Annotated in this window: 37 protein-coding genes; 22 read left to right on the forward strand and 15 right to left on the reverse strand. The window is 65.4% G+C overall.

Features of this window, described 5'->3' with window-relative positions; all coding sequences use genetic code 11:
* Position 1: 1 nt before the first annotated feature.
* From H0B54_RS14045 to H0B54_RS14090, 10 genes are all read right to left on the reverse strand, one after another.
* A complete protein-coding gene (locus tag H0B54_RS14045) occupies positions 2–772 on the reverse strand; it encodes a hypothetical protein (RefSeq protein ID WP_188260828.1) in 771 nt (256 codons plus the stop codon).
* The gene (locus H0B54_RS14050) at positions 769–984 is read right to left on the reverse strand and encodes a hypothetical protein (protein WP_188260829.1); all 216 of its coding nucleotides are present in this window, start codon (positions 982–984) and stop codon (positions 769–771) included. Before H0B54_RS14050 ends, H0B54_RS14045 begins: the two co-directional genes overlap by 4 nt.
* A gap of 3 nt (positions 985–987) precedes the next feature.
* Positions 988–1,233, reverse strand: a complete 246-nt coding sequence (locus tag H0B54_RS14055; RefSeq protein ID WP_188260830.1) for a hypothetical protein — start codon at positions 1,231–1,233, stop codon at positions 988–990.
* 10 nt (positions 1,234–1,243) lie between these two features.
* The gene (locus tag H0B54_RS14060) at positions 1,244–1,408 is read right to left on the reverse strand and encodes a hypothetical protein (protein ID WP_188260900.1); all 165 of its coding nucleotides are present in this window, start codon (positions 1,406–1,408) and stop codon (positions 1,244–1,246) included.
* Entirely contained in the window at positions 1,408–2,163 is a 756-nt protein-coding gene (locus H0B54_RS14065; protein WP_188260831.1) for a hypothetical protein, read from the reverse strand. The genes H0B54_RS14060 and H0B54_RS14065 overlap by 1 nt, the downstream gene beginning before the upstream one ends.
* The gene (locus tag H0B54_RS14070; RefSeq protein WP_188260832.1) at positions 2,163–2,489 is read right to left on the reverse strand and encodes a hypothetical protein; all 327 of its coding nucleotides are present in this window, start codon (positions 2,487–2,489) and stop codon (positions 2,163–2,165) included. Before H0B54_RS14070 ends, H0B54_RS14065 begins: the two co-directional genes overlap by 1 nt.
* A gap of 88 nt (positions 2,490–2,577) precedes the next feature.
* Entirely contained in the window at positions 2,578–3,330 is a 753-nt protein-coding gene (locus H0B54_RS14075) for a hypothetical protein (RefSeq protein ID WP_188260833.1), read from the reverse strand.
* A gap of 53 nt (positions 3,331–3,383) precedes the next feature.
* Complete coding sequence (locus H0B54_RS14080; protein WP_188260834.1) at positions 3,384–3,584, reverse strand: hypothetical protein; 201 nt, start codon at positions 3,582–3,584, stop codon at positions 3,384–3,386.
* Positions 3,584–3,973: a hypothetical protein gene (locus tag H0B54_RS14085; protein ID WP_188260835.1), complete on the reverse strand. Its 390-nt coding sequence runs from the start codon at positions 3,971–3,973 to the stop codon at positions 3,584–3,586. The genes H0B54_RS14080 and H0B54_RS14085 overlap by 1 nt, the downstream gene beginning before the upstream one ends.
* Positions 3,974–4,000: 27 nt before the next feature.
* Entirely contained in the window at positions 4,001–4,177 is a 177-nt protein-coding gene (locus H0B54_RS14090) for a hypothetical protein (RefSeq protein ID WP_188260836.1), read from the reverse strand.
* A gap of 274 nt (positions 4,178–4,451) precedes the next feature.
* Here H0B54_RS14090 and H0B54_RS14095 point away from each other — a divergent pair, with 274 nt between their 5' ends.
* The 3 genes from H0B54_RS14095 to H0B54_RS14105 all read left to right on the forward strand — a co-directional run bounded on the left by H0B54_RS14095 (position 4,452) and on the right by H0B54_RS14105 (position 5,991).
* Positions 4,452–4,739 (forward strand): hypothetical protein, encoded by a 288-nt coding sequence (locus H0B54_RS14095; RefSeq protein WP_188260837.1) that lies wholly within the window; start codon positions 4,452–4,454, stop codon positions 4,737–4,739.
* Positions 4,740–4,769: 30 nt separating this feature from the next.
* Positions 4,770–5,045: a hypothetical protein gene (locus tag H0B54_RS14100; protein WP_188260838.1), complete on the forward strand. Its 276-nt coding sequence runs from the start codon at positions 4,770–4,772 to the stop codon at positions 5,043–5,045.
* Between the two features lie 238 nt (positions 5,046–5,283).
* On the forward strand, positions 5,284–5,991 hold the full coding sequence (locus H0B54_RS14105; RefSeq protein ID WP_188260839.1) for a hypothetical protein: 708 nt from the start codon (positions 5,284–5,286) through the stop codon (positions 5,989–5,991).
* Between the two features lie 785 nt (positions 5,992–6,776).
* Here H0B54_RS14105 and H0B54_RS14110 read toward each other — a convergent pair.
* A complete protein-coding gene (locus tag H0B54_RS14110; protein ID WP_188260840.1) occupies positions 6,777–7,184 on the reverse strand; it encodes a helix-turn-helix transcriptional regulator in 408 nt (135 codons plus the stop codon).
* Positions 7,185–7,307: 123 nt separating this feature from the next.
* On the opposite strand from H0B54_RS14110, the gene H0B54_RS30530 reads away from it, so the two are divergent.
* Positions 7,308–7,544 carry a transcriptional regulator gene (locus H0B54_RS30530; protein WP_188260841.1) on the forward strand — a complete coding sequence of 79 codons (237 nt, stop codon included), beginning with the start codon at positions 7,308–7,310 and terminating at the stop codon, positions 7,542–7,544.
* A 182-nt stretch (positions 7,545–7,726) separates the two neighbouring features.
* On the opposite strand, the gene H0B54_RS14120 is transcribed toward H0B54_RS30530, so the two are convergent.
* Together H0B54_RS14120 and H0B54_RS14125 are read right to left on the reverse strand one after the other, a co-directional pair.
* On the reverse strand, positions 7,727–7,918 hold the full coding sequence (locus H0B54_RS14120) for a hypothetical protein (protein WP_188260842.1): 192 nt from the start codon (positions 7,916–7,918) through the stop codon (positions 7,727–7,729).
* Positions 7,919–7,921: 3 nt separating this feature from the next.
* On the reverse strand, positions 7,922–8,065 hold the full coding sequence (locus H0B54_RS14125) for a hypothetical protein (protein ID WP_188260843.1): 144 nt from the start codon (positions 8,063–8,065) through the stop codon (positions 7,922–7,924).
* Between the two features lie 28 nt (positions 8,066–8,093).
* On the opposite strand from H0B54_RS14125, the gene H0B54_RS14130 reads away from it, so the two are divergent.
* The 12 genes from H0B54_RS14130 (at position 8,094) to H0B54_RS14185 (ending at position 13,754) form a co-directional block, all read left to right on the forward strand.
* Positions 8,094–8,558, forward strand: a complete 465-nt coding sequence (locus H0B54_RS14130; RefSeq protein ID WP_188260844.1) for a hypothetical protein — start codon at positions 8,094–8,096, stop codon at positions 8,556–8,558.
* Positions 8,558–8,782, forward strand: a complete 225-nt coding sequence (locus H0B54_RS14135) for a hypothetical protein (RefSeq protein WP_188260845.1) — start codon at positions 8,558–8,560, stop codon at positions 8,780–8,782. Before H0B54_RS14130 ends, H0B54_RS14135 begins: the two co-directional genes overlap by 1 nt.
* A complete protein-coding gene (locus H0B54_RS14140; protein WP_188260846.1) occupies positions 8,782–9,060 on the forward strand; it encodes a hypothetical protein in 279 nt (92 codons plus the stop codon). The genes H0B54_RS14135 and H0B54_RS14140 overlap by 1 nt, the downstream gene beginning before the upstream one ends.
* Positions 9,060–9,488 (forward strand): DUF1064 domain-containing protein, encoded by a 429-nt coding sequence (locus H0B54_RS14145; RefSeq protein WP_188260847.1) that lies wholly within the window; start codon positions 9,060–9,062, stop codon positions 9,486–9,488. Before H0B54_RS14140 ends, H0B54_RS14145 begins: the two co-directional genes overlap by 1 nt.
* A complete protein-coding gene (locus H0B54_RS14150) occupies positions 9,485–10,018 on the forward strand; it encodes a DUF2312 domain-containing protein (protein ID WP_188260848.1) in 534 nt (177 codons plus the stop codon). Before H0B54_RS14145 ends, H0B54_RS14150 begins: the two co-directional genes overlap by 4 nt.
* On the forward strand, positions 10,015–10,197 hold the full coding sequence (locus H0B54_RS14155; RefSeq protein WP_188260849.1) for a hypothetical protein: 183 nt from the start codon (positions 10,015–10,017) through the stop codon (positions 10,195–10,197). Before H0B54_RS14150 ends, H0B54_RS14155 begins: the two co-directional genes overlap by 4 nt.
* Complete coding sequence (locus H0B54_RS14160) at positions 10,194–10,736, forward strand: hypothetical protein (protein WP_188260850.1); 543 nt, start codon at positions 10,194–10,196, stop codon at positions 10,734–10,736. The genes H0B54_RS14155 and H0B54_RS14160 overlap by 4 nt, the downstream gene beginning before the upstream one ends.
* A gap of 6 nt (positions 10,737–10,742) precedes the next feature.
* Positions 10,743–10,946 (forward strand): hypothetical protein, encoded by a 204-nt coding sequence (locus H0B54_RS14165; RefSeq protein WP_188260851.1) that lies wholly within the window; start codon positions 10,743–10,745, stop codon positions 10,944–10,946.
* Complete coding sequence (locus tag H0B54_RS14170; RefSeq protein ID WP_188260852.1) at positions 10,943–11,905, forward strand: hypothetical protein; 963 nt, start codon at positions 10,943–10,945, stop codon at positions 11,903–11,905. The genes H0B54_RS14165 and H0B54_RS14170 overlap by 4 nt, the downstream gene beginning before the upstream one ends.
* Positions 11,835–12,578 (forward strand): hypothetical protein, encoded by a 744-nt coding sequence (locus tag H0B54_RS14175; protein ID WP_188260853.1) that lies wholly within the window; start codon positions 11,835–11,837, stop codon positions 12,576–12,578. Before H0B54_RS14170 ends, H0B54_RS14175 begins: the two co-directional genes overlap by 71 nt.
* Positions 12,579–12,580: 2 nt before the next feature.
* Complete coding sequence (locus H0B54_RS14180) at positions 12,581–13,267, forward strand: hypothetical protein (RefSeq protein ID WP_188260854.1); 687 nt, start codon at positions 12,581–12,583, stop codon at positions 13,265–13,267.
* Between the two features lie 208 nt (positions 13,268–13,475).
* A complete protein-coding gene (locus H0B54_RS14185) occupies positions 13,476–13,754 on the forward strand; it encodes a hypothetical protein (protein ID WP_188260855.1) in 279 nt (92 codons plus the stop codon).
* 88 nt (positions 13,755–13,842) lie between these two features.
* Here H0B54_RS14185 and H0B54_RS14190 read toward each other — a convergent pair whose 3' ends face one another.
* Both H0B54_RS14190 and H0B54_RS14195 read right to left on the reverse strand, forming a co-directional pair.
* Positions 13,843–14,145 carry an addiction module antidote protein gene (locus tag H0B54_RS14190; RefSeq protein ID WP_188260856.1) on the reverse strand — a complete coding sequence of 101 codons (303 nt, stop codon included), beginning with the start codon at positions 14,143–14,145 and terminating at the stop codon, positions 13,843–13,845.
* Positions 14,146–14,147: 2 nt separating this feature from the next.
* The gene (locus tag H0B54_RS14195; protein WP_014241542.1) at positions 14,148–14,429 is read right to left on the reverse strand and encodes a type II toxin-antitoxin system RelE/ParE family toxin; all 282 of its coding nucleotides are present in this window, start codon (positions 14,427–14,429) and stop codon (positions 14,148–14,150) included.
* Positions 14,430–14,504: 75 nt separating this feature from the next.
* Here H0B54_RS14195 and H0B54_RS14200 point away from each other — a divergent pair, with 75 nt between their 5' ends.
* The 6 genes from H0B54_RS14200 (at position 14,505) to H0B54_RS14225 (ending at position 19,321) form a co-directional block, all read left to right on the forward strand.
* Complete coding sequence (locus tag H0B54_RS14200; protein ID WP_188260857.1) at positions 14,505–14,693, forward strand: hypothetical protein; 189 nt, start codon at positions 14,505–14,507, stop codon at positions 14,691–14,693.
* 92 nt (positions 14,694–14,785) lie between these two features.
* Positions 14,786–15,184 carry an HNH endonuclease gene (locus H0B54_RS14205; RefSeq protein ID WP_188260858.1) on the forward strand — a complete coding sequence of 133 codons (399 nt, stop codon included), beginning with the start codon at positions 14,786–14,788 and terminating at the stop codon, positions 15,182–15,184.
* A gap of 215 nt (positions 15,185–15,399) precedes the next feature.
* Positions 15,400–15,741, forward strand: coding sequence for a hypothetical protein (locus H0B54_RS14210; protein ID WP_188260859.1), 342 nt, complete (start codon positions 15,400–15,402; stop codon positions 15,739–15,741).
* 3 nt (positions 15,742–15,744) lie between these two features.
* Positions 15,745–17,436, forward strand: a complete 1,692-nt coding sequence (locus H0B54_RS14215; protein ID WP_188260860.1) for a terminase large subunit — start codon at positions 15,745–15,747, stop codon at positions 17,434–17,436.
* Positions 17,437–17,450: 14 nt separating this feature from the next.
* Complete coding sequence (locus H0B54_RS14220) at positions 17,451–18,668, forward strand: phage portal protein (protein WP_211109373.1); 1,218 nt, start codon at positions 17,451–17,453, stop codon at positions 18,666–18,668.
* Positions 18,665–19,321 carry an HK97 family phage prohead protease gene (locus tag H0B54_RS14225; RefSeq protein WP_188260862.1) on the forward strand — a complete coding sequence of 219 codons (657 nt, stop codon included), beginning with the start codon at positions 18,665–18,667 and terminating at the stop codon, positions 19,319–19,321. The genes H0B54_RS14220 and H0B54_RS14225 overlap by 4 nt, the downstream gene beginning before the upstream one ends.
* The last annotated feature ends 22 nt before the right edge of the window (positions 19,322–19,343 follow it).

Here is a 19,343-nt window from a genome sequence, read left to right on the forward strand (position 1 = left end):
CTCAGACGGCCTTCTGTTCGGTGCGGATCTCAAAGCCGGGGATGTCGCGTTTGCCGGCGCGAACGTCGCGCTCGGCGAAGCCCTGGAGGATGGCGGTCATCTCGTCCCGGTTGGCGGCCCAGTAGTGCAGGACGGCGGCGCGGGGGTCGGTCATGACCGGCGCGTGGATGGTGCGCAGGGAGACCGCGCGGCCGAACTGACCGTTGCCGGCCTTGGCGCCGTCGTTCTCCGCCTTGGTGGCGGCGCGTTCGGCCTTCTGCGCCTCCTTCAGCAGCGCTTCGGCGGCGGCCGCCTGCTCCAGATTGGCGGCGTCACGGGCGCGGATGGCGGCCTCAGCGGCGCGGCGCTTCTCGTCCGCATCCTGGCGGGCCTTTTCGGCGGCGGCGCGCTTCTCCGCCTCCAGCTTCTCCAGCCACGGGGCCAGAGCCTTCTTGCAGGCGTCGGTGGCGAGCTTCGCCTTCTCCAGGATCGGCTTATAGGCGGCGTCCACCGCCTGCCCGGCCTTCAGGTGCGGCTCCTTGTCTGCCTTGCGGGCGGCGTCGGCGGCCTTCTCCGCGGCGCGGATCATGTTCAGCAGGTTGGCGATGCCGTCCGCCAATTCCTGGCTGTCCACCGTTGCACCGTCGAGCCACAGCGCGGCTTCGTCGTAGAGCTTGGAGACTTCGGCTTCGGACTTCTCGAACGGGGTCGGCTCCGGGGCGCCGTTGCTGCCGATCACGGCGCGCGGGTTCTCCGCGGCATCGTCGGCGTGGATGCGGGTGATCGCGTTCATCGGAAGCTCATCGGCTCGGTGTTGGAGACGATGCCGGCCAAGTCGGAGGCGGCATCGGTGACGTTGGCGACGAGCCACGTCATCTCGTCGTGAAGGTCCGGGGACGCGTTGGCGAACACCCGGTCGATGATGGCCTTCAGGGCTGCGGCGTGACGGTGCGCCTCGATCAGGTCGGCGCGCTCGTCTGGAGCAAGGCGGTGGAGACAGGCCATGGCTCAGTGCCCCGTGCGAGCGAGCCGGCGCAGCTTGGTCAGCGTCGGCAGGAGGGCGGCGGCGACTTCCGGGTGGGCCTCGATGGCGGCGGACACTTCGTCCCGGCACTCCTGGACGGTATCGACCACGGAGCGGATGGCGCCGTAGAGCTTCTGCGGCTGCTCCTCCAGGGACTCCGCGACGGTGTAGAGGGTGTCGATGTAGTCCGTGCTGTGAGCGCGGATCGGCGTGGAGAGCATTGCGGTCATGGCGTGTCCCTCACGGCAGGAAGAAGTTGACGGCCGCATACAGGCCGAGGCCGATGGTGGTGAAGACGATGGCGGCGGCTCTGGTGAAGACGATCACGAAGGCAAGCTCGGCAGCGTCCATGTCAGCTTCCGCGATGGGGCCGCTGACGGCGGGGTCTTCGAGGGCGGAGCGCATCACGCGGCCTCCTGCGAGGGGATGGCGTCGATGTTCGAGCGGATGACGGTGAAGGTCAGGGCGACGACGAACGGGTTAGCAGCCCAGGCGTCATCTCCGTGCAGGCGCCGCCAATAGTTGGCGAATGCCATGCGCGCAGAGCCGAGGGCGCAGTCCGCGAGGCGCTTGGCGTACGGGCTGGTGCGGGCTCTGTGCTCGGCTTCCTCCCAATTCATGGGCCAAGAGTCAGCAGGCCAACGTGCGGTCTGGAATGTCTGGCCACCATCGACCGACATCTGGCATTCGCGGAAACCGGTGTCGCGCTGCGTCGCCCCTTCCGCCCGCGCGTCCTCTTCGCTGATATCCTGGAGCCGTTCGACCTTCACGCCCTCCACCACCAGCGTCAGACGGGAGGCCCGGCGGGGCATGTGGATGGAGGGGATCGGCTTTATAGGGTGGAGGCCGTCTTCAGGCGTCGCGCGATACCATGGGCGCTTCTCCCACGTCTCGGCCCACGTCTCCCGGACCCACAGCCGGTCGCCGACCGCAAAGCGCACCTTCTGTTCGGTCAGCACGCCCGCGCCGTTCTTCCAGAGCCAGATGCGCGGACGCGGGTCGCCTTCGAGGTGCTGTAGCCCGACGTCGCACATCGTTCCTTTGTCATCGACCGCGAACGTCTTCGGCTGCGGCTTCAGGATGCGGCGCGTCTGCGTCTTGCTGCCGGCAAGCAGCGCCTTGATCATCGGCGCGCTGAAGATGATCGGGATGTCACGCATCACGCGGCCTCCGGCTTGCCGAAGGCGCCGCAGAAGCCTTGGCGGCTCCCAGCATCCATTTCCCAGACCTCCCGTCCGGCCGTCGACACGCGACCAGTCGGCGCCCACGGCGGTTCCGGCGTCGGGTCATTGCGCCCCACGAGGCGTTGGTAAGCGGTTTTCTCGCCGGCCCACCGCCACGCCATGCAGTCTGAGGCGATGCAAAGGCAATCACCATCCGGCTTGTTGGTGCGCACGCGATTGATGGAAAGCGGGGGCTCGGCTTGGTCAGAGGCCCGTGCCTTCGGGCACCACTTGGTACGGGCCTGTTCTTCGGTCATCAGCATAGGGGGTCTCCCTTGGTGTCTCGGCTATCGGCAGCGGACCGGTGATCCGCTCTCGGTAGCCGGCGGCGGGGTGGCCGCTGGCGTACGGTCAGGCGGCGATGTCTTGAGCGGCGATGTGGCAGAGGATTGAGCATTCGATGTCTGGCTCGACCTCGCTGGAGTCGATGGCCGGGTCCAGTTCGTCCAGGAACAGGCGCTCGTCGTTCACCCGGACCAGCCTGGCGCCGAGCCTGCGGGACAGTTCGGCCATGCGGTTGAACTGCTCTGGGAAGTGGCGGCGCATCCGGTTCCAGTAGCCGGGGCTGGTGGCCTTCGGGCACGGCAGGCAGTTGTTGTTCTGGAAGCCGAGCAAATAGACTGCAGGGATAGCGATCCCGGCGCGCTCGATCATGGCGAGGCAATCGGCCTTGCGCAGCCCGGCGTCGATCAGCGGCGTCTCTAACCAAACATCCGGGTTCTGCTCGCGGAAGCGATCAGAGCGGCGCCGCTCCTCCTCGGTGAAGCCGAAGACATGCAGGTCGCCCGGCCGCTCAAATGCCCACCGCGGAGCCTTCTTGAGTTCGCCAGTGCAGGGAGCCCCGCTGATCCCGGAGACGAACTTCCGCTTCTCCCATACCGCCCATGTGTCGGCGAACTCCGGGCTCTTTAGCACCTCGACTGGCGCGTTGAACCACCTGACGCAATCGGCCATGAACCGCTCGTTGTCCGGGTGCTCGGCTCCGGTGTCGGTGTATGCGATCACCACCTCGTGCTCGCCGCGGTATTTCTTCAGCGCTAGCTTCGCCGCGACGGCAGAGGCAGCGCCGCAGGAGAACCACACGACTACACGCTTGATCTTCATGGGCTGTCTCCTGTTTGTCGGTATCCGGCGGGCGTGTGGAGCGAGAGGAGCGGTCAGGCGGCCAACAGGTCCAGGTATCGACCGTGGAGCATGGCCGCGAACTCGGCGTCTCCGCGGTCAGGCTCGCCGAACATCTGGCCGAAGTCGGCGAAGGCGGCGAACATCTCCGCCCCTTCGCGGACATCGGCGAGGCCGCCGCGGTTCAGCCAGTCGATCAGAGACGGGGCCGGGGAGTAGTTGGGGGCGCTGGTCATCACGCCTCTCCCGTGCCGGTGGCCGCAGAGAGGGCGGCGCATTCCGCCTTGTGGAGTTTGGCGATACGGACGGCAGCGGGGCTTGTCGGCCACTTCGGGTCGCTGTCCGGGTCGATCATGTCAGCGACGGCGGCCATAGCTTCCCAGAACGCCACGGCCCTGATGGAAGCCCTATCGGCGTCGCTAACCCGCTTGGTACCGTCCACCCCCAGCATCGCGTCGATCTGCTCGGGGGGCTCGGCGTAGTAATTCGCGCTGTCATGGTCGATCAGAAGGACGCGCGATCCGCCTTTGCGATTGGCGGTGTACCAAGTGATGTGATCGGCGTTGACGCGCTCCTTGTTGCCGTCCGTGTCGGTCAGCGTGATGAACTTCGGCGTGCTGGTCATGTTGGTGTCCCCCGTGTGCTGTGGTGGTCAGGCCGTGGCGTCCAGCGCGTAATCAGCGGCGCACTTCTGCTCCAGCCAGTAGGCGGACAGGCGCGGCTTCTGGTACGGCGTGGTGGCGGTCGCGGGCTGCGGCTTGTAGGCGTCGGCGTAAAGCCGGTTGGAGACGATGCGGCGGCTCTGTGCGGCGCGTTCGGTGGCGGTCATCGGTTCCCCCTCGTTGAATTCCCTTCCCCGAGAAGGCCGCCGGGCGCTGCTGGATGGAGCGCGGCCCGGCGGTGAGTCTAGGGAGGAACCGCCACCCCATCCGGCTGATCGGTGATCCCGAAGAGGGGTGGCGTGAGAGGAATAGTAAGCGACGCTTACGGCGATGTGCAACAAAAAAATGAAAGCGACGCTTACATTGTCGGAGAGGCGCAATCTCGCCCATACTCGTCACGGTGGCGCGTGACGTCGGGCGCTCATGCGAGGGTATGTGTCGATGGCGGTTGTTGCTCAGATGGTCGGCGGCCTCGTGCCAACCTTCTTCCTCAGGGCTTTGATGCTGTGGCTTCTGAAGAGCTGGGATGGCGGCGCCAGGAAGCTGGTGCTGGCCAACGCGGTGTCGCTGCTGATCGCTGCCCTGGTCGGCGGAATGGGGCTCGCTGATGAAGGGGCGTTCGCCCCGCTCAAGGCGGTGAGCGTCTACGCCATCCCGCAGGCCCTATGGCTGGCCTTTGATCTGCTGCGACTCAGGGGAAAGCGCCCCGAGCTGGCGCCGGGCCGCTAAGCCCGCGTGGTTGAGGTGAGGGAGGGGAAGATGGCCGAAGACCTGTCCGCCCGCGTGGCGGCCCTGGAGTTGCTGGTGGAGCTACTTGTCCTTGAGCGCTGCATGATGAGCGCGGACCCATTGGCAACCATCAAGGCCGGGATGAACGGACTCACCAAGATCGCCGCGGAATGGCCGGGCGTGCCGCTGGAGGCCACCGACGCCATGGCGGAAATCCTGGCGAGGGTGATGGAGCGGATAGGCGAGGGATCCGCTGTAGGTGATTTGGCAGAGGGGGTTACCGCCCCCCTACGGCGCGCAGGATAGCGGCCAGTTTCTTCGCGGCCTCATCAGACGTTAACTGAGCAAGCACTTCCGGAGGGGAGGATGGATCGGTTCTGTCTATGGACAACAGATAAAGGCCAATCCCCAATGACGTCGAGCCGCCTTCGATGTTGCTTGCCTCTTCTCGAGTGATGGGTCCGATGCATAGCGAGCGCCTATCCGATATCACGGCCTCGGCGAAGAACTCTTCCATGATTTCACCCCTCATCCATAGGAATGCATGATGGCTAAGGCGAATAACGACCCGCGCATGTCCATAAACAAGCTGAGCGAATACATTGTTGCCAAAGCGGCGAGACAAACCCGGATCATCAGGGATCAGAAGTACCCGCCGCCGTACATTACAACATACTATCGCGATGCGCAAGAGGTTATTTCGCAATTTATAGCAAACGGTCTGTCGGATCAAAGCATTCTCGAAAAGCGTATTGCAGTATTAGACCAGAAGGTTCCGGCAAATACTTATGAGCAGAGAAGAAATTCCGGCAACATCGAGGCTATCGACAAATTCATCAACATTGTTGATGATATTAATCTTTTCGGCGCAACCCCAAAGCTGGCCCCTCAGCAATCTCAGTCACTGCGCATACGCAATGTCGATATCAGCGTCCGTCCAGAGGTTATCCTGACCGGGAAGAACACCAAGGGAAAGCCGACGATTGGTGGCGTGAAGTTGCACTTCCCATCATCAAGCAGCCTAACGACCGATTGCGCTGGGTATATTTCCGCAGGATTGCAGGAGTATTTTCGGTGGTTCCATATCGACGACGGCGCGGTGGATCATCGCATCAGCTTTGTGATCGACGTGGGTTCCGGGACCATTCACGAGGGTGCCAAATCTGTTAAGCAGCGGATGAAGGACATTGAAGCCGCTTGTGAACAGATTGCCAATCTATGGCCCACTATCACGCCGCCGGCCAGCGAATAGGCCGCGCACTGTCTCTCCGGGGCGCCTTCGGGCGCCCTTCGCGTTTCCGGGTTTGCACTTCAGCGGCGGGCTGGCTGCTTGCCCTGGGGTGGCCGCCGGGCATGTGATGTTCATCACATGGATGCGCTGTGCCATTCTCAGCCTAACGCCTGCGTCAACCTGCCGCACCCCAAGGGCATACGCTTGCAACCTTAAGGGAAATGAAGGGGTTGCGGGGATTTTACATATTTCAGTATGCGGCTAAGTTCGCGTTGGTTACGGGTATGAAATAAAAAAGCTCTACCAATAGCAGAAGGGCACTCGGTAGAGTTCATTCCCGCCTAAGCCCAAAGGCGGAAGGACTGGTTAGGGATCGTGACTCCCGCCCCAGCCCTCAGAGTCCCACCTCACCGGGTATTGCTGCGGCGCATCAGCGCTGAAGGCCGCAACTCACCGTCCGCACCTTACCGGCGGCATTGGTGACTGTTGCACGAGAGGTGTGGAATTGGGAACCCATTATTGCATACGCGCATATGTTTGCCCCGCTCCCCGCCGGGATCAGCGCGCGCCGCCATAGCAGGATTGAAGTCCTTCAAATGGGACAGCCGTCAAGCTAGCGGTGGACTAGCTCGCGCATCTGTGACAAGGTTTGTTCACTTTTCGTTCTGGGGGAAGCGTAATGACCGGCGCTGAGGAACGGTTGGGGAAAGCTGAGGGGGCGCCGCCGCATGGCGCAATGTTGTCTAGCGATGAACGTCTCCTGGTGGCAGCGCTGCGGAGGCTGCCGCCCGAGGCCGTGGCCCGGATTATTCAGGCTGCTGTCCAGCGTCATCAAGAGAGATGCCGGCCCTCCGTGCTTCTCGATGGATCTGCTCCCACAGCCACGCCTTATCCTCATCGGGAAGCTGACGATATATCAGCACCAAGCCCCATTCCTCGTCCGTGAGGTCATGAGCCGCGGCAGACATGGCGTGATTGCGCGCGGAGTAGGCTCGAAAGACGGCTGCCGCCCCGCCTGGGAGAAGATCGGCTAGTGCTTCGACGTCAAGACCGTAGAGCCGAGCGAGCCCGAGAAGGTTCTTCGGTTCCGGAGTTGTCTCGCCGCTTTCCCACTGACCTACGGCTGGGCGGGACACGCCAAGTTGGGTGGCCACCTTGTCTTGGGTCAGCTTCTTGGCTTTCCGCGCGTCTCGTAAGCTCTTCGGCAGGTCCATGATCGCTGGCTTTTCCGGAAGCGGCAAAGCCAGACTGTGAAAGTTCGGCTTACGGAACTCAACGCAAGTGTCGCTTACGTTTCTTGCTTGCAAAGTGAGGTAAGCGTCGCTTACATTAGGGGGATGAAAGACCATGCTCTCTCTCAAGCGATAGCGGCAGTGGGTGGACCGGCAGAACTGGGGCGCCGCCTCCAAATCAGCAGCCAAGCCATTTCTCAGTGGCGGAGGTGCCCGCCGGAACGCGTGATCCAGGTGGAGGAGGCGACGGGAGGGAAAGTATCCCGGTCCGCGTTGCGCCCCGATCTGTATCCGCCGGCCAAGCCGCGCCGCCGCCCGCCCCAGCACGAAGCCCGCGCATAGGAGGCCCGGCCATGGCTGACTACGCCTGCCTCCTCGCCGCGCGCCTCGCCGCTGGCGCTGGGCACAGGGTTCCCCTCCAGCATATCACGCGCCGAGCGTACCGGTCCTTCCGGGCCGGTGTCACGGGTGCATGGGTGTGGGCGGGGTCCCTCTGTGGGGTGATGGCCTGCCACGTTCGCGCCTCAGCTCTGGTTGGGGCTCTGGTCGTGCATCAGCCGGACCAGGGGCAGGGCGCCCATCTCGCGCCGCTCGATCTGGTCGGCGATGCCCCGGCAGTAGATCGCCTGCTTCGGGTCGGTCTCTTCGACCTCGGCGGCGGTCTCGCGGAACCACGCGGCGCGGGCCAGTCCATTCGGCGGACAGGGTCGGGCCATCGGTCAGGGCTCCTTCGCGAATTCAGTTTCCAACTGCTCCGCCAGCTCCAGGCACAGCAGCGCCTTTCGCGGCGCCATGCGGGCCAGCAGACGGAGCAAAGTCACAATAGCTGAGGCGACCTGAGCGGCCTTTGGGTCGTTCGTCATGCCTCAATCGTAGTAATCGGGGGATTACATGGACATTCAATCTCAGGGCGTTGTGCGCCCCAACCGGGGCAGCAAGGTTGCCCAAGCTGCCGACAAGATGAAGGACTTGGCCCGTCTCCTTCGCCGCTACTTCCGGGACAAGTACGACGACCGCAAGGTGCGTGAGAACATTGCCGCCGATTATGGCGTCTGCCGCCGCACCGCCGGTCAGTGGCTCAGCACCGGCCCCACCGGAAAGCATCTGGTCACCATCATCGCCCGCGAAGGCATGGCGTTCGTGACCCGCGTCATCCACCCCATCGCCACCGTGAAGGACATCCATGAACGCCGCCTCGACGCCCGGCAAGCCGCCCTCGACACCCAGCTCTCCGCCGAGCAGGCGGACCTTGCGGCAGACATTGCGAGCGGCGGTTCAGGCCGTGGCTCTCTGGCTGGCCGCCGTGTCTCGGTCATTGGGGCGCTGAAGGCCCGCCTCCGCCGGGAGGCCGCGTGATGTCGCTCCCGATCGTAACGCCCGAGCTGGTCGCCGCCGTCGCCCACAACGCCTACCGGCTCCGCCTGGACAGCGATGGGGACCGGGACAAGTTCGACGCTCTGCCGCCGGTCAAGCAGAAGTCCCGCACCGTGGCCTTCGAGCCGCTCACCCGCTCGGTCCTTCTGGCGCTGGGGTGTCCGGAGCCGGAGCGCCGCAAGGCTCAGGCCGGGGAGGCTGTGTGATGCATCACCGTGCCCTGGACCCCGTAACCGCCCTGACCATGGCCCGCCCTCTCGGCGCCCGCGCTGCCGCCCTTGACATGGCGGAGCAAGTCCGCCGGGCCGTCGCCGAGAAGCTGGTCCCGGTGGTGACGATCAAGCCCGGCGATCTGGCTGCGGCTACCGCAAAGCTGGAGGCCATGGCCCGCGCCCGCCGGTCTGGCACCGCCAAGCGCCGCGTGTCTGCCAACACACGGGCGGCCATCTCTGCCGCCGGCCGGCGGAAGAAGGCGGACGGTTGATGTCGGCGCGCTTCTCCTCCTCCGACCTCGCCCGCCTTGGGCCTGACGCGCAGCGCCAGATCGGCAACGTGCGCCTGGCCGAGCGCATCCGGGACGAGGTGCTGGCCGAGAGGCGGGCCAACAAGTTCGGCGCTGAGAAGACCCCGGTGGACGGCATCACCTTCGACAGCAAGGCCGAGGCCGCCCGGTACGCTGCGCTGAAGCTGGAGGAGCGCGCCGGGCTGATCGCCGGGCTGCGCCTCCAGGTCCCCTACGAGATCACCGTCAACGGCATCCGCATCGGGAAGTGGATTGCCGACTTCGAATACCGCCGGGCTGGCGAGACCGTGACGGAGGACGTCAAGGGCGTCCGGACCCCGGTCTACCGGCTCAAGAAACGCCTCGTGGAAGCCCTTTACGGCATCCGCATCACGGAGATCCAGGCATGACCGCCACCGCTCAAGACATGATCAAGCAGTTCGCCGACCGCATGGAGCGCCTTCTGGACGAGATCGACGGTCTGAAGGAGGACCTGAAGGAGCTTCGCGCCGAGGTGAAGGGCGCGGGCTTCAACGTCAAGGCCCTGGATAAGCTGGTCGCCATCCGCCGCAAGGACACGAACGACAAGGAAGCGGAGTTCATCAACGACCTGATCCTGTACGCCAACGTGACCGGCACGCGGCTGGGTGTCGTGACCTCCGAGACCGAGCCGACGCCGATTGAGCAGGCCATCGCCGCCAGCAAGGCGAAGGAGCCGGACGGCTTCGATCCGGAGACCGGCGAGGTGTTCGACCCGGTGCGACGCATGGCCGAAGGTCTGGCGTGCGGCGACGAGCGCATTCAGCGTTCGGCGAAGTTCCCGCCGGGCACCGAGTTGCACATCTCCCCAGGCGCCGGGCGTGCCGACTGGCCGGCTGACCTGCCGACCTCCTTCATTGCCGGCGCCGATGGGCACATGCGCGCTGAGGCCCGCCCATGAAGCCCCGCCGCTCCATCACGAAAGCCGACCTGGACGAAGCCAAGCGGGCCGCCGACGCGGCTCCGAAGGGCAAGCGGATGTTCCGCCGCCGGGATCTCCAGAGGCTCATCACCGCGGCTCTCGCGCAGGATGTGAAGGCCATGCGCGCCGCCCGCCGCAAGGGGAGTGCATCCGCATGACCAAGCCCGCCGGCTTCCGCATCCCCGCGCTGGTCCGTAACAACGCCGACTACAAGGCCCGCGTCGAGAACGCCATCCCCGCGTCAATCCTCAACTGCGTCGTCACGACCGCGCTTGCTGAAGGCAAGGCCCCGCCGAGCATGGCCGCGGCCTACGCCCCGGTGATGCGCGATCTGATCGTCGCCTTCGATGACCACTTCCGAGATCTCCCGTGGCCCACGCGCCGGCTGCTGATCGCCGCCGTGGATGGCATCGTCCATTTCGCCGTCACCAAGAACGGCGTGAGCATGTACCCGCGCTCCCTGGTGCTGGCCTGCCTGTATTGGCTCTCGCCAATCGTGCAGAGCGCCGACCGGCAGCGCGGCATCATGAACGCTGCCTTCCTGCGGGCCTTCCCGGCGCTCCTCGCCGACGCACAGGGAGCCAGCGACTACGAGCAGTGCAGCGACGAGGGCGCGTGGATCGCCGAGATCATCCGCGTCCGCCTGGAGTCCCTTGGCCTGTTCGTCGGTGTCCTCCCCTCCATAGCGGCGGAGTAGGGCGCCATGAGCCGACTGACCGCAATTGAAGTTGCCGCCGAGCACTGCGCGTGGGCGCGGCGGAGCGGATTGTCAGCCCGTCAGGTGGTTGAGGCGATCCTTGGCCGCCCGGTCGCCTATCGCTCGGCCATCACATGGCATGACGCCTCCCATGTCGTCGCCGCGTGGTGGGACGCGATGAAGTATCAGCGCAGGAGGGCCGCCGCATGACCGGCTACTACCTCATGCACCGTGGGTGGATGGACAACCCGGCCCTTGGCGGGAAGCGCGACCCGTTCTGCAAGCGAGCGGCCTGGGCTTGGCTGATCGAAGAGGCCGCCTGGAAGGACACGCGCTCCAACGTCGGCGGGAAGTGGGTTGACCTGAAGCGTGGGCAACTGTGCTGCGCCTACCGCTACCTCGCGGAAGCTTGGGGTTGGTCTCTCGGCACGGTGCAGCGGTTCATCGACCGTCTTGAAACCGATACGATGGTGACGCGTATCGTTGAGAACGGTCGCCTTATCCTAACCATTTGCAAATACGACGAATATCAGGTTCCGGCGCGTATCGCTAAGCAGCTTCCCGATACGGAAGCCGATACGCTTCCGATACGCGACCGATACGCGACCGATACAAAAGAGAATACAGGGAAAGAACTTACCCTAGAGGCTGACGCCTCTAGGGATGTCGCCGCCGAGCCAGCGGACGAAGCCCAGCCGGATCTGATCAAGCTGGATCGCACGGAAACCGCCTCCGTCGAGACGCTGAAGGCCATGGCCGCCATCTGGCGGGACGTGTGCGGCGATGTGCTGCCAGTGCCCCGCGGCCTGGATAAGGGCCGCCAAGCCGCCCTGCGCCGCCGCCTCCACGACACGTTCGAGGGCAGCCTCGAGCGCTGGACGGAGTTCTGCCAGCGGGTCCGCGGCAGCCCCTTCCTGACCGGCGAGAACGCCAGCGGTTGGCGCGCCGACCTCGATTTCATGCTCAAGCCCAAGAACGCGAACAAGCTCCTCGAAGGGGGTTACGATGACCGAAAGCCTCGACAGCCTGCCGCCCAGCAACGTCGTCCCGCTGCCCGCTCGTTCGAATTCGACCCTGACTCCGGCCTTGGCGGCATCCTTGACGGCTGCGACATCGTGGCTCCAGAGCTGGACGCCTGCGGAGCCGGTCCCGGCTGGCGAGCGCACTAAGCTCCCGGCACTGATCGCCGCCGCCGAGCAGCACGCCGCGCCGGCCAGCCCGGAAGCCTTCGCCATCGCGATGAAGCCGCTGGTCGAGTGGGTGCAGCGGTTCGGGATTGTCCCGCTGGAACCGACCGAACAGCAGGGCGGACAGCCGGGCGTGCGCCGCGCCCAGGTGGCGGAGATCGTGCGCGGCTACCGCGACGCCCTGTCCGACATCCCCGGCGACATCCTGGCCGATGCGGTCAAGGCAACCGTTGACCGGCACGCCTACCGGAACCTCCCGACGCCCGGCGACATCCGCGCCCGCGCCGAAGCTGAAATGCGGGAGCGCTCCGACCGCCTCCGCCGCCTCCGCACGGCCAAGATGCGCGCCGACATGGACGCCAAGGCCCGCGCCGCAGAGCCGTCCGACGCGCCGCGCGAGCGCACCCCGGCGGAACTGGCCGCCGCCGCCGCCGCGAAGGAGGCCGCCCTACAGGCCCTTTCCGAAGGCCCCGTGAAGGCCATGCCCGCCGAGCGTGACGACCTCCGCCAGGTGCGAGACGACAGCACCGCCGCCGCCCGCCGCCGTGTCGCCGAAGGGCTGGCCGGCTTCCGGAAGATCGAACGCCCCAACACGCCATGGAGCGCGATGCAGCAACCGCCGGCCGCCTCCCACGCGCGCCGCATGGAGGGCTGAGAATGGAAACTGCACTGGCCGCGACCGATGTGCTGACCAAGGCCGAGCGGACGCGACTTGCCGTCAAGCAGGCCATCGCCGCCGACGAGGCCCGGCGCGAGCTGATGCGCCAGGAGGCGCGGGCGGACTTCCTCGACGGCTTCGGGCGGCACCGGGACCGAAAGACCGGGATTGTCGTGGACGTCCACGAGAACGACCGCGGCACGGCGCAGACCCGCGCCAAGCTCCGCCCTGACACGCTGGTCCTGTTGCTCAATCGCGGCCCGGAGCGCGGGCTTTCGCAGGAGCAGTACGACGCCGCCCACCTGATCCGCTCCGCGGTGACGATCATCATCGCCGGCATGGGGCTGAAGGCGTGCTCGATGGAGCGCCTGGGCGGCCCCGGCCGCTCCGACGGCGAGACCGAGACGGAATGGGCCGTGCGCGTGCAGGAGGATTACAACGCGTGGGTGGACGCCATGGCGGAGCGGGCCATGGCCGCCAGGAGGATCCGCAAGGACTCCCGCCGCTGGCAGACCGGCCCGGTGCTCGACGTGATCGTGGAGGGCATGACCTGCAACGAGGTGGAGGCCGCCCGCTGCATGCGGAACGGCTCCGTCGCCGACGCGCTCCGGGAGGCCATGAGCCTCTACTGCGACCTGCGCAAACGGGGCAGAGGAAATGCCAAAGGTGGCAGGAATTGTGCTTGACGGATGGGGAATAGTAACGCATCTTTGGTGGTACGTTGCACCACGTAGCGCTAAGCGTAGCCCGCCCGGAGAAATCCGCGGCGGGTTTCGTCGTTTCCCCATTCGGAACGAACGTTCCCCCGAGTTCAGCGGGCGCGCGCCGCATCGGTATGCCCCGGTCGCTTCTCCCCCAGTGCGCGCCCGCTGATCCCCCACCAAGGACACTGCCGTGCAGCCATCCGACCTCCTCGCCATGGCCGGCGCTGCTGCCGTGCCCTTAGCCGGCCTCCTGTGGTTCATGATCCGCATGAGCTGGAATGCCGCCAAGCGTGACGCGATGATCGACGGTCTCGCCCGGTCCCTGGATTTACTCAAGGAACGGGTGGACGACCACGACGACCTCCGCGAGCGCATGGCCCGCATGGAGCAGAGCGTGCACGACGTCCGCGGGTCTTTGCAGCGCATCGAGAGCGCGCTCCGCACCCGCCCGGCCACCGGTGACGCCTGATGCTCTCCCTCCTGGACATCCCCTCCGGCGTGCTGGCCTCCATGGTCGCGGTCATCGAGGCGGCGCGGCAGCGCATGGGGCAAAGGCGTTAGGCGGCGTCTGCGTCGCCCCCTGGCCGCGCCGACAGAGAGATGCCCAACGCCTTTGTCACCGCAAGCACGGTGGCAAGGGAGGGATTGCCGTTCTCGCTGAGCGCTCGATACAGGCTCTCCCTGGACAGCCCGGCAGTCCGCGCCACGTCGGCCATGCCCTTGGCTCTGGCGATATCGCCCAGGACGGCGGCAATGACCTTCGGGTCGCCATCTTCCAGGGCGGCATCGAGGTAGTCGGCGATTGCCTCCGGTGTGGTGAGGCGTTCCGCCGGGTCCCACACCTTGGTAGCCTTTGCCATGGTCAATACTCCTCTGCCAGCTTCTTAGCGGTCTTGATGTCGCGGGGCTGGGTCCGCTTATCGCCACCACACAGGACGATCACGTCACCGCGCTCCACGAAGTACACTCGGTAGCCGGGGCCGTAGTCGATGCGGAGTTCCCCGATCCCGTCGAAGAACTTGGCGTCACCCGCGTTGCCCAGCGACAGGCGGCGCAGGCGGACATCGATGCGGCCCTGAGCGCGGGTGTCGCGGAGACCGGCGAACCAAGCGTCGTATTCGGGAGTGGTGCGGATCGTCTTCATAGGAACAATGTAGCCTGTGAGCTACATGACGTCAATGGAAAACGTATCCTACAGGCTACAAATGGAGGTCACGCCATGACCGGACGCTGTGCCGAGACCTGCATGACGGGAGACGGCTGCACCTGTGGCCCCGACGCTCACGACGCCGAGCTACGCCGCATCGACGCCCAGGCCCGCGCCCGCCGCGCTGACGCCATCCTCACCGAGACGACGGCATGGCCCGAAGGCATCGGGGGTGAGCCGCTGATGGGAGAGCCGGCGTGACCGCCTACACCCTGTCCATCATCGCCCTGGCCTCTGGTGCTGGTGCAGTCCTTCTGGTGGCCATTGTGGTCCGGATGACCGGGAGGTGAAGCATGGCCGGCAAGCTCCGCTCGCTTGGCTCCCGTATCGGCACTCTTGAGCCCCGCACCGGCAGGGTGTTCATCCCGGCGCCCCATACAGAACAGGACCGCAAGCGCTTCTTTGACCGGCAGCGTGGAAGCGCGCACCAGCGCGGCTACGACCGCGAATGGCAGAAGCTGCGGGACGCGGTGGTCATAGAGCGCGGCTGTCGATGTGAACGGTGCGGGACGCTGGTGGTCCTGCGCAAGAGCGAAGCCACGGCGACCACGCCCTTCGCTGAGGTGGACCACATTGAGAGCGTGCAGGATCGTCCTGACCTCCGGCTTGAGCGCTCCAACCTCCGGGTACTGTGCAGGCCCTGCCACTCGGGGCGTACGGCGCGGGATCAGGGCTTCGCCCGTCGGGGGTAGGAGGCGCGAAAGAAAGTTGCGCTGCCTTATACGGCATAAGGCGCAACGGACGACGGGAGGGGGGCGGTAAAAGTTCGGAGCGCGTCGTGGCTGAAGACCGCGACCCCACTCATCGAGAGAAAATATCCCCCTGTTTGATTTCCGGACAGCCGGCGCGTTTGAATTTCAGCGCGTGATGTCAACGGTTTGCAGGGTGGTGAGCGGAGGTAAATCAAATGGCGCGAGGCGGCTATCGGGCGGGCGCTGGTCGTCCCAAGGGAGCGACCAAGGCCAGCAAGCAGGAAAAGGCGGTGGAGCGCACGCTTGAGGCTGCGCCCCCAGAGTCCAAGCGGTTCAAAACGGCCCTGGACTTCGCCATGGACGTCATCAACCGCGACGACGCGCCGATGGACGCGAAAATCCGGCTGGCCATAGCGGCGATGCCCTTCCAGCACCCGAAGATGGAAGCAGCGGTGGCGGGCAAGAAGGAACAGAAGGAGGAGGCGGCGAAGGCTGCGGCGCAAGGCCGTTTCGCCCCGCCGGCTCCGCCAAAGCTGGCGGTGGACAACACGAGGTAAGCGATGGACTGGACCACGGCCTGCCCGGATTGGGAGGATCGCATCCTCAACAGGCAGAGCCTGATCCCATTCGCCCCGCTATTTCCGTCGGAAGCCGAAGCGGCGCTTGACGTGTTCAACCAGCTCCGGATCGTGGATGCGCCCGGCAGCCCGATGATGGGCGATGCGGCGCGGCCCTGGCTGAAGGATTTCGTCGCGTCGATCTTTGGTTCCTACGACCCGAACAGCGGGCGGCGGCTGATTACCGAATACCTCCTGTTGATTTCGAAGAAAAACGCCAAATCGACGGGCGCTTCCGGGATCATGATGACGGCGTTGCTGCGGAACTGGCGGCTGTCGGGGGAATTCCAGATCATCGCCCCGACCATCGAGGTTGCGAACAACAGCTTCTTCCCGGCGCGCGACATGATCCGCGCCGATCCCGAGTTGACCGACCTCCTGCACGTTCAGGAGCACGTCCGGACGATCACACACCGGCAAACCAAGGCGACGCTGAAGGTCATCGCGGCGGACAGCGACACGGTATCCGGCAAGAAGGCCATCGGCACGCTGGTGGATGAGCTATGGCTGTTCGGCAAGCGGCCCAACGCGGAGAACATGCTGCGCGAGGCGATTGGTGGTCTGGCGTCGAGGCCAGAAGGTTTCGTGATCTACGCCACGACGCAGAGCGACGACCCGCCGGCCGGCGTCTTCCGCCAGAAGCTGCAATACGCCCGCGGCGTTCGGGACGGCCGGATCCAGGACAAGCGGTTCTTGCCGGTCCTGTACGAGTTTCCGGAACGGGTTCTGAAGCAGGACGGCCATCGGAACAAGGCGAACTTCTACGTCACCAACCCGAACCTTGGGGCATCGGTCGATGAGGAGTTCCTGGAGCGTGAGTTCGACAAGGCGGCGGCGGCCGGTGAGGAGTCGCTGCGCGGCTTCCTGTCCAAGCATCTGAACGTTGAAATCGGCTTGGCGCTGCGGTCCGACCGATGGGCCGGGGCGGACTTTTGGGACAAGCCGGCGAACATCGACCGCGCCTTGACGCTGGAGGCTCTGCTGGAGCGCTCCGAAGTTGTGGTTGTCGGCATCGACGGCGGCGGCCTGGACGACTTGCTCGGCCTGACCGTGCTTGGCCGGTGCCGGGAAACACGGAAGTGGCTGCTGTGGAACAAGGCGTGGGCACACAGGATCGTTCTGGAGCGGCGCAAGCAGGAAGCGGCCCGGCTGCTCGGCTTCCAGGACGACGGGGATTTGGCGATTGTGGACCAGCCCGGCGATGACGTCGCCGCGGTCGCCGACATCGTGATGCGGGTCGAACACGCTGGTCTGTTGGCGGACAAGGGCATCGGCGTGGACGCCGCTGGCATCGGCGATATCGTGGACGAGCTGACCGGTCGCGGCATCGACATCGAGCGGATTATCGGCATCCCGCAGGGCTGGAAGCTGAACAGCGCGATCAAGACGACGGAGCGCAAGCTGGCCGGCGGCGACATCGTGCACGGCGGGCGCCCTCTCATGGCTTGGTCGGTGGGCAACGCCAAGGCGGAGCCGAAGGGCAACGCCGTGTCGATCACCAAGCAGGCGAGCGGGAACGCCAAGATCGACCCGCTGATGGCGGTCTTCGACGCGGTGGCGCTGATGGCAACGAACCCTGAAGCCCGCGGCGGTGGGATCAACAACTTCTTCGCAAGTTTGTCGAGGGCACGATGAACCTATGGCGCAAAATGGCCGGCTTCGTGCGCAAGGCCCTGTCCTTGACGGACCCGACTGGATGGGCGCCGCAAGGTGCGGCGAGCCATGCTGGCGAGGTCGTCACCGAAACCAGCGCATTGGCTTTGTCGGCTGTATGGGCCTGCACCAACCTGCTGGCTGGGACCATCGCGTCGCTGCCGCTGATGGTCTACCGGACCAACGCCAACGGCGACCGCGAGGTGGCTAAGGATCACCCGCTTTACCGCGTGCTGCACGACAGTCCGAACGCCGACCAGACTGCAGTCGATTTCTGGGAATACGCGGTGTCCGGGATGGAGTTGTGGGGCAATGCCTACGCGCCGATCAGCCGGGCCGGCGGCCGGGTGGTCGCGCTGACGCCGATCAAGCCGAGCATCATGACGGTGGATCGCTCCGCGTCTGGCGAGTTGCGATACCGCTGGTCAGAGGACGGGAAAACCCACGAGGTGATGCAGCGCGACATGCTGCACATCCGTGGGTTCGGAGGCTCTCCGCTTGGCGGGCATTCCACGTTGGCTTTCGGTCGGCATACCTTCGGCTTGGCGACAGCCATTGATCGGGCGGCCGGAAAGATGTTCGAGAACGGCATGCGACCGTCAATGGCGCTGACCTTCGATAAATTTCTGACCGATGAACAGAGGAAGATCGCCGAGACGAGCCTGACCGAGAAGTACATCGGCGCCGTCAATACTGGGCGTCCTTTCATCAATGAGGGTGGGAGCAAGCTAGAAGCCATCACGATCAAGCCAGAAGATGCGCAGATGCTGCAATCGCGAGGCTTTTCAGTCGAAGAGATATGCCGGTTCTTCGGCGTTCCACCGTTCATGGTGGGTCATACGGAAAAATCGACATCCTGGGGCACCGGCCTGGAACAACAGACCCTAGGGTTCCAGAAGTTCACCTTGCGCCGCCGGCTGAAGCGTATCGAGCAGGCCATCGAAAAGCAGCTTCTCACGCCACAGGATCGGGCGGCCGGGATCACGGTTGAGTTCAACCTTGAGGGGTTGCTGCGCGGCGACAGCGCGGCGCGTGCGCAGTTCTACGGCGTCATGCTGGACAAGGGCGTGATGGTCATCAACGAGGTGCGTGCGTTGGAGAACCTGCCACCGGTGGAGGGCGGCGACGTGCCGCGCATGCAGATGCAGAACGTTCCGATCACGCAGGCCGGCACCGGCCAGAGCGGTAGCAAGCCCGTGGAGGCCAAGCCATGAAGACCTTCGATTTCGCCCTGGAAACCAAGTCCACCGGCGACGCTGGCGAGTTCGAGGGCTACGCCTCGACGTTCGGCAACGTCGATCAGGGCGGCGACGTGGTTGAGCCGGGGGCCTTCATCGAGAGCGTGGTGAAGGCAAAGGCTGATGGCCGGGCCATCCCCATGCTCTGGCAGCACGACCAGCGGGAGCCCATTGGCATTTGGAAGGACATCGCCGAGGACACGAAGGGCCTCTACGTGCGCGGGCAACTGTTGATCGATGACGACCCGCTCGCCAAGCGTGCCCATGGGCTGCTGAAGGCGAAGGCGCTCGGCGGCATGTCCATCGGCTATCGCATCCCGGCCGGCGGGATGGTCGAGGACGAGAAGCGCCGCGGGGTCTATCGGCTGAAGAAGCTGGACCTGCGGGAAATCTCGCTGGTCACCATGCCCATGAACATCCAGGCGCGGGTGACCTCCGTGAAATCCATTCTGGAGGCCGGCAGCCTGCCGACCGTCCGTGAGTTTGAGGAGTTCCTGCGGGATGCAGGCGGCTTCTCGAAAAGCCTTGCTGCGGCCATCGCCGGCAAGGCGTCGCCGCATCTTCGGGGGGAGCCCGAGGCGAAGGCGAGTGATGCGACCGAGTTCCTGGCGGCCCTGCTGAGCCGCTGACCCACCAATCATCCAGGGGTTC

The sequence above is a fragment of the Azospirillum tabaci genome (assembly GCF_014596085.1).
GTDB lineage: Bacteria > Pseudomonadota > Alphaproteobacteria > Azospirillales > Azospirillaceae > Azospirillum > Azospirillum tabaci.

Excerpts from the sequence above, each read along its gene's own strand:
- H0B54_RS14095 (WP_188260837.1), top strand. The coding sequence starts at position 4,452 with ATGGCGGTTGTTGCTCAGATGGTCGGCGGCCTCGTGCCAACCTTCTTC.
- H0B54_RS14160 (WP_188260850.1), top strand. The coding sequence starts at position 10,194 with ATGACCAAGCCCGCCGGCTTCCGCATCCCCGCGCTGGTCCGTAACAAC.
- H0B54_RS14120 (WP_188260842.1), bottom strand. The coding sequence starts at position 7,918 with ATGGCCCGACCCTGTCCGCCGAATGGACTGGCCCGCGCCGCGTGGTTC.
- H0B54_RS14080 (WP_188260834.1), bottom strand. The coding sequence starts at position 3,584 with ATGACCAGCGCCCCCAACTACTCCCCGGCCCCGTCTCTGATCGACTGG.
- H0B54_RS14100 (WP_188260838.1), top strand. The coding sequence starts at position 4,770 with ATGGCCGAAGACCTGTCCGCCCGCGTGGCGGCCCTGGAGTTGCTGGTG.
- H0B54_RS30530 (WP_188260841.1), top strand. The coding sequence starts at position 7,308 with ATGAAAGACCATGCTCTCTCTCAAGCGATAGCGGCAGTGGGTGGACCG.
- H0B54_RS14055 (WP_188260830.1), bottom strand. The coding sequence starts at position 1,233 with ATGACCGCAATGCTCTCCACGCCGATCCGCGCTCACAGCACGGACTAC.
- H0B54_RS14215 (WP_188260860.1), top strand. The coding sequence starts at position 15,745 with ATGGACTGGACCACGGCCTGCCCGGATTGGGAGGATCGCATCCTCAAC.
- H0B54_RS14195 (WP_014241542.1), bottom strand. The coding sequence starts at position 14,429 with ATGAAGACGATCCGCACCACTCCCGAATACGACGCTTGGTTCGCCGGT.
- H0B54_RS14135 (WP_188260845.1), top strand. The coding sequence starts at position 8,558 with ATGTCGCTCCCGATCGTAACGCCCGAGCTGGTCGCCGCCGTCGCCCAC.
- H0B54_RS14060 (WP_188260900.1), bottom strand. The coding sequence starts at position 1,408 with ATGCGCTCCGCCCTCGAAGACCCCGCCGTCAGCGGCCCCATCGCGGAA.
- H0B54_RS14065 (WP_188260831.1), bottom strand. The coding sequence starts at position 2,163 with ATGCGTGACATCCCGATCATCTTCAGCGCGCCGATGATCAAGGCGCTG.
- H0B54_RS14140 (WP_188260846.1), top strand. The coding sequence starts at position 8,782 with ATGCATCACCGTGCCCTGGACCCCGTAACCGCCCTGACCATGGCCCGC.
- H0B54_RS14130 (WP_188260844.1), top strand. The coding sequence starts at position 8,094 with ATGGACATTCAATCTCAGGGCGTTGTGCGCCCCAACCGGGGCAGCAAG.
- H0B54_RS14050 (WP_188260829.1), bottom strand. The coding sequence starts at position 984 with ATGGCCTGTCTCCACCGCCTTGCTCCAGACGAGCGCGCCGACCTGATC.
- H0B54_RS14220 (WP_211109373.1), top strand. The coding sequence starts at position 17,451 with ATGGCCGGCTTCGTGCGCAAGGCCCTGTCCTTGACGGACCCGACTGGA.
- H0B54_RS14165 (WP_188260851.1), top strand. The coding sequence starts at position 10,743 with ATGAGCCGACTGACCGCAATTGAAGTTGCCGCCGAGCACTGCGCGTGG.
- H0B54_RS14170 (WP_188260852.1), top strand. The coding sequence starts at position 10,943 with ATGACCGGCTACTACCTCATGCACCGTGGGTGGATGGACAACCCGGCC.
- H0B54_RS14075 (WP_188260833.1), bottom strand. The coding sequence starts at position 3,330 with ATGAAGATCAAGCGTGTAGTCGTGTGGTTCTCCTGCGGCGCTGCCTCT.
- H0B54_RS14150 (WP_188260848.1), top strand. The coding sequence starts at position 9,485 with ATGACCGCCACCGCTCAAGACATGATCAAGCAGTTCGCCGACCGCATG.
- H0B54_RS14110 (WP_188260840.1), bottom strand. The coding sequence starts at position 7,184 with ATGGACCTGCCGAAGAGCTTACGAGACGCGCGGAAAGCCAAGAAGCTG.
- H0B54_RS14200 (WP_188260857.1), top strand. The coding sequence starts at position 14,505 with ATGACCGGACGCTGTGCCGAGACCTGCATGACGGGAGACGGCTGCACC.
- H0B54_RS14205 (WP_188260858.1), top strand. The coding sequence starts at position 14,786 with ATGGCCGGCAAGCTCCGCTCGCTTGGCTCCCGTATCGGCACTCTTGAG.
- H0B54_RS14045 (WP_188260828.1), bottom strand. The coding sequence starts at position 772 with ATGAACGCGATCACCCGCATCCACGCCGACGATGCCGCGGAGAACCCG.
- H0B54_RS14190 (WP_188260856.1), bottom strand. The coding sequence starts at position 14,145 with ATGGCAAAGGCTACCAAGGTGTGGGACCCGGCGGAACGCCTCACCACA.
- H0B54_RS14210 (WP_188260859.1), top strand. The coding sequence starts at position 15,400 with ATGGCGCGAGGCGGCTATCGGGCGGGCGCTGGTCGTCCCAAGGGAGCG.
- H0B54_RS14125 (WP_188260843.1), bottom strand. The coding sequence starts at position 8,065 with ATGACGAACGACCCAAAGGCCGCTCAGGTCGCCTCAGCTATTGTGACT.
- H0B54_RS14145 (WP_188260847.1), top strand. The coding sequence starts at position 9,060 with ATGTCGGCGCGCTTCTCCTCCTCCGACCTCGCCCGCCTTGGGCCTGAC.
- H0B54_RS14090 (WP_188260836.1), bottom strand. The coding sequence starts at position 4,177 with ATGACCGCCACCGAACGCGCCGCACAGAGCCGCCGCATCGTCTCCAAC.
- H0B54_RS14105 (WP_188260839.1), top strand. The coding sequence starts at position 5,284 with ATGATGGCTAAGGCGAATAACGACCCGCGCATGTCCATAAACAAGCTG.
- H0B54_RS14225 (WP_188260862.1), top strand. The coding sequence starts at position 18,665 with ATGAAGACCTTCGATTTCGCCCTGGAAACCAAGTCCACCGGCGACGCT.
- H0B54_RS14155 (WP_188260849.1), top strand. The coding sequence starts at position 10,015 with ATGAAGCCCCGCCGCTCCATCACGAAAGCCGACCTGGACGAAGCCAAG.
- H0B54_RS14085 (WP_188260835.1), bottom strand. The coding sequence starts at position 3,973 with ATGACCAGCACGCCGAAGTTCATCACGCTGACCGACACGGACGGCAAC.
- H0B54_RS14180 (WP_188260854.1), top strand. The coding sequence starts at position 12,581 with ATGGAAACTGCACTGGCCGCGACCGATGTGCTGACCAAGGCCGAGCGG.
- H0B54_RS14070 (WP_188260832.1), bottom strand. The coding sequence starts at position 2,489 with ATGCTGATGACCGAAGAACAGGCCCGTACCAAGTGGTGCCCGAAGGCA.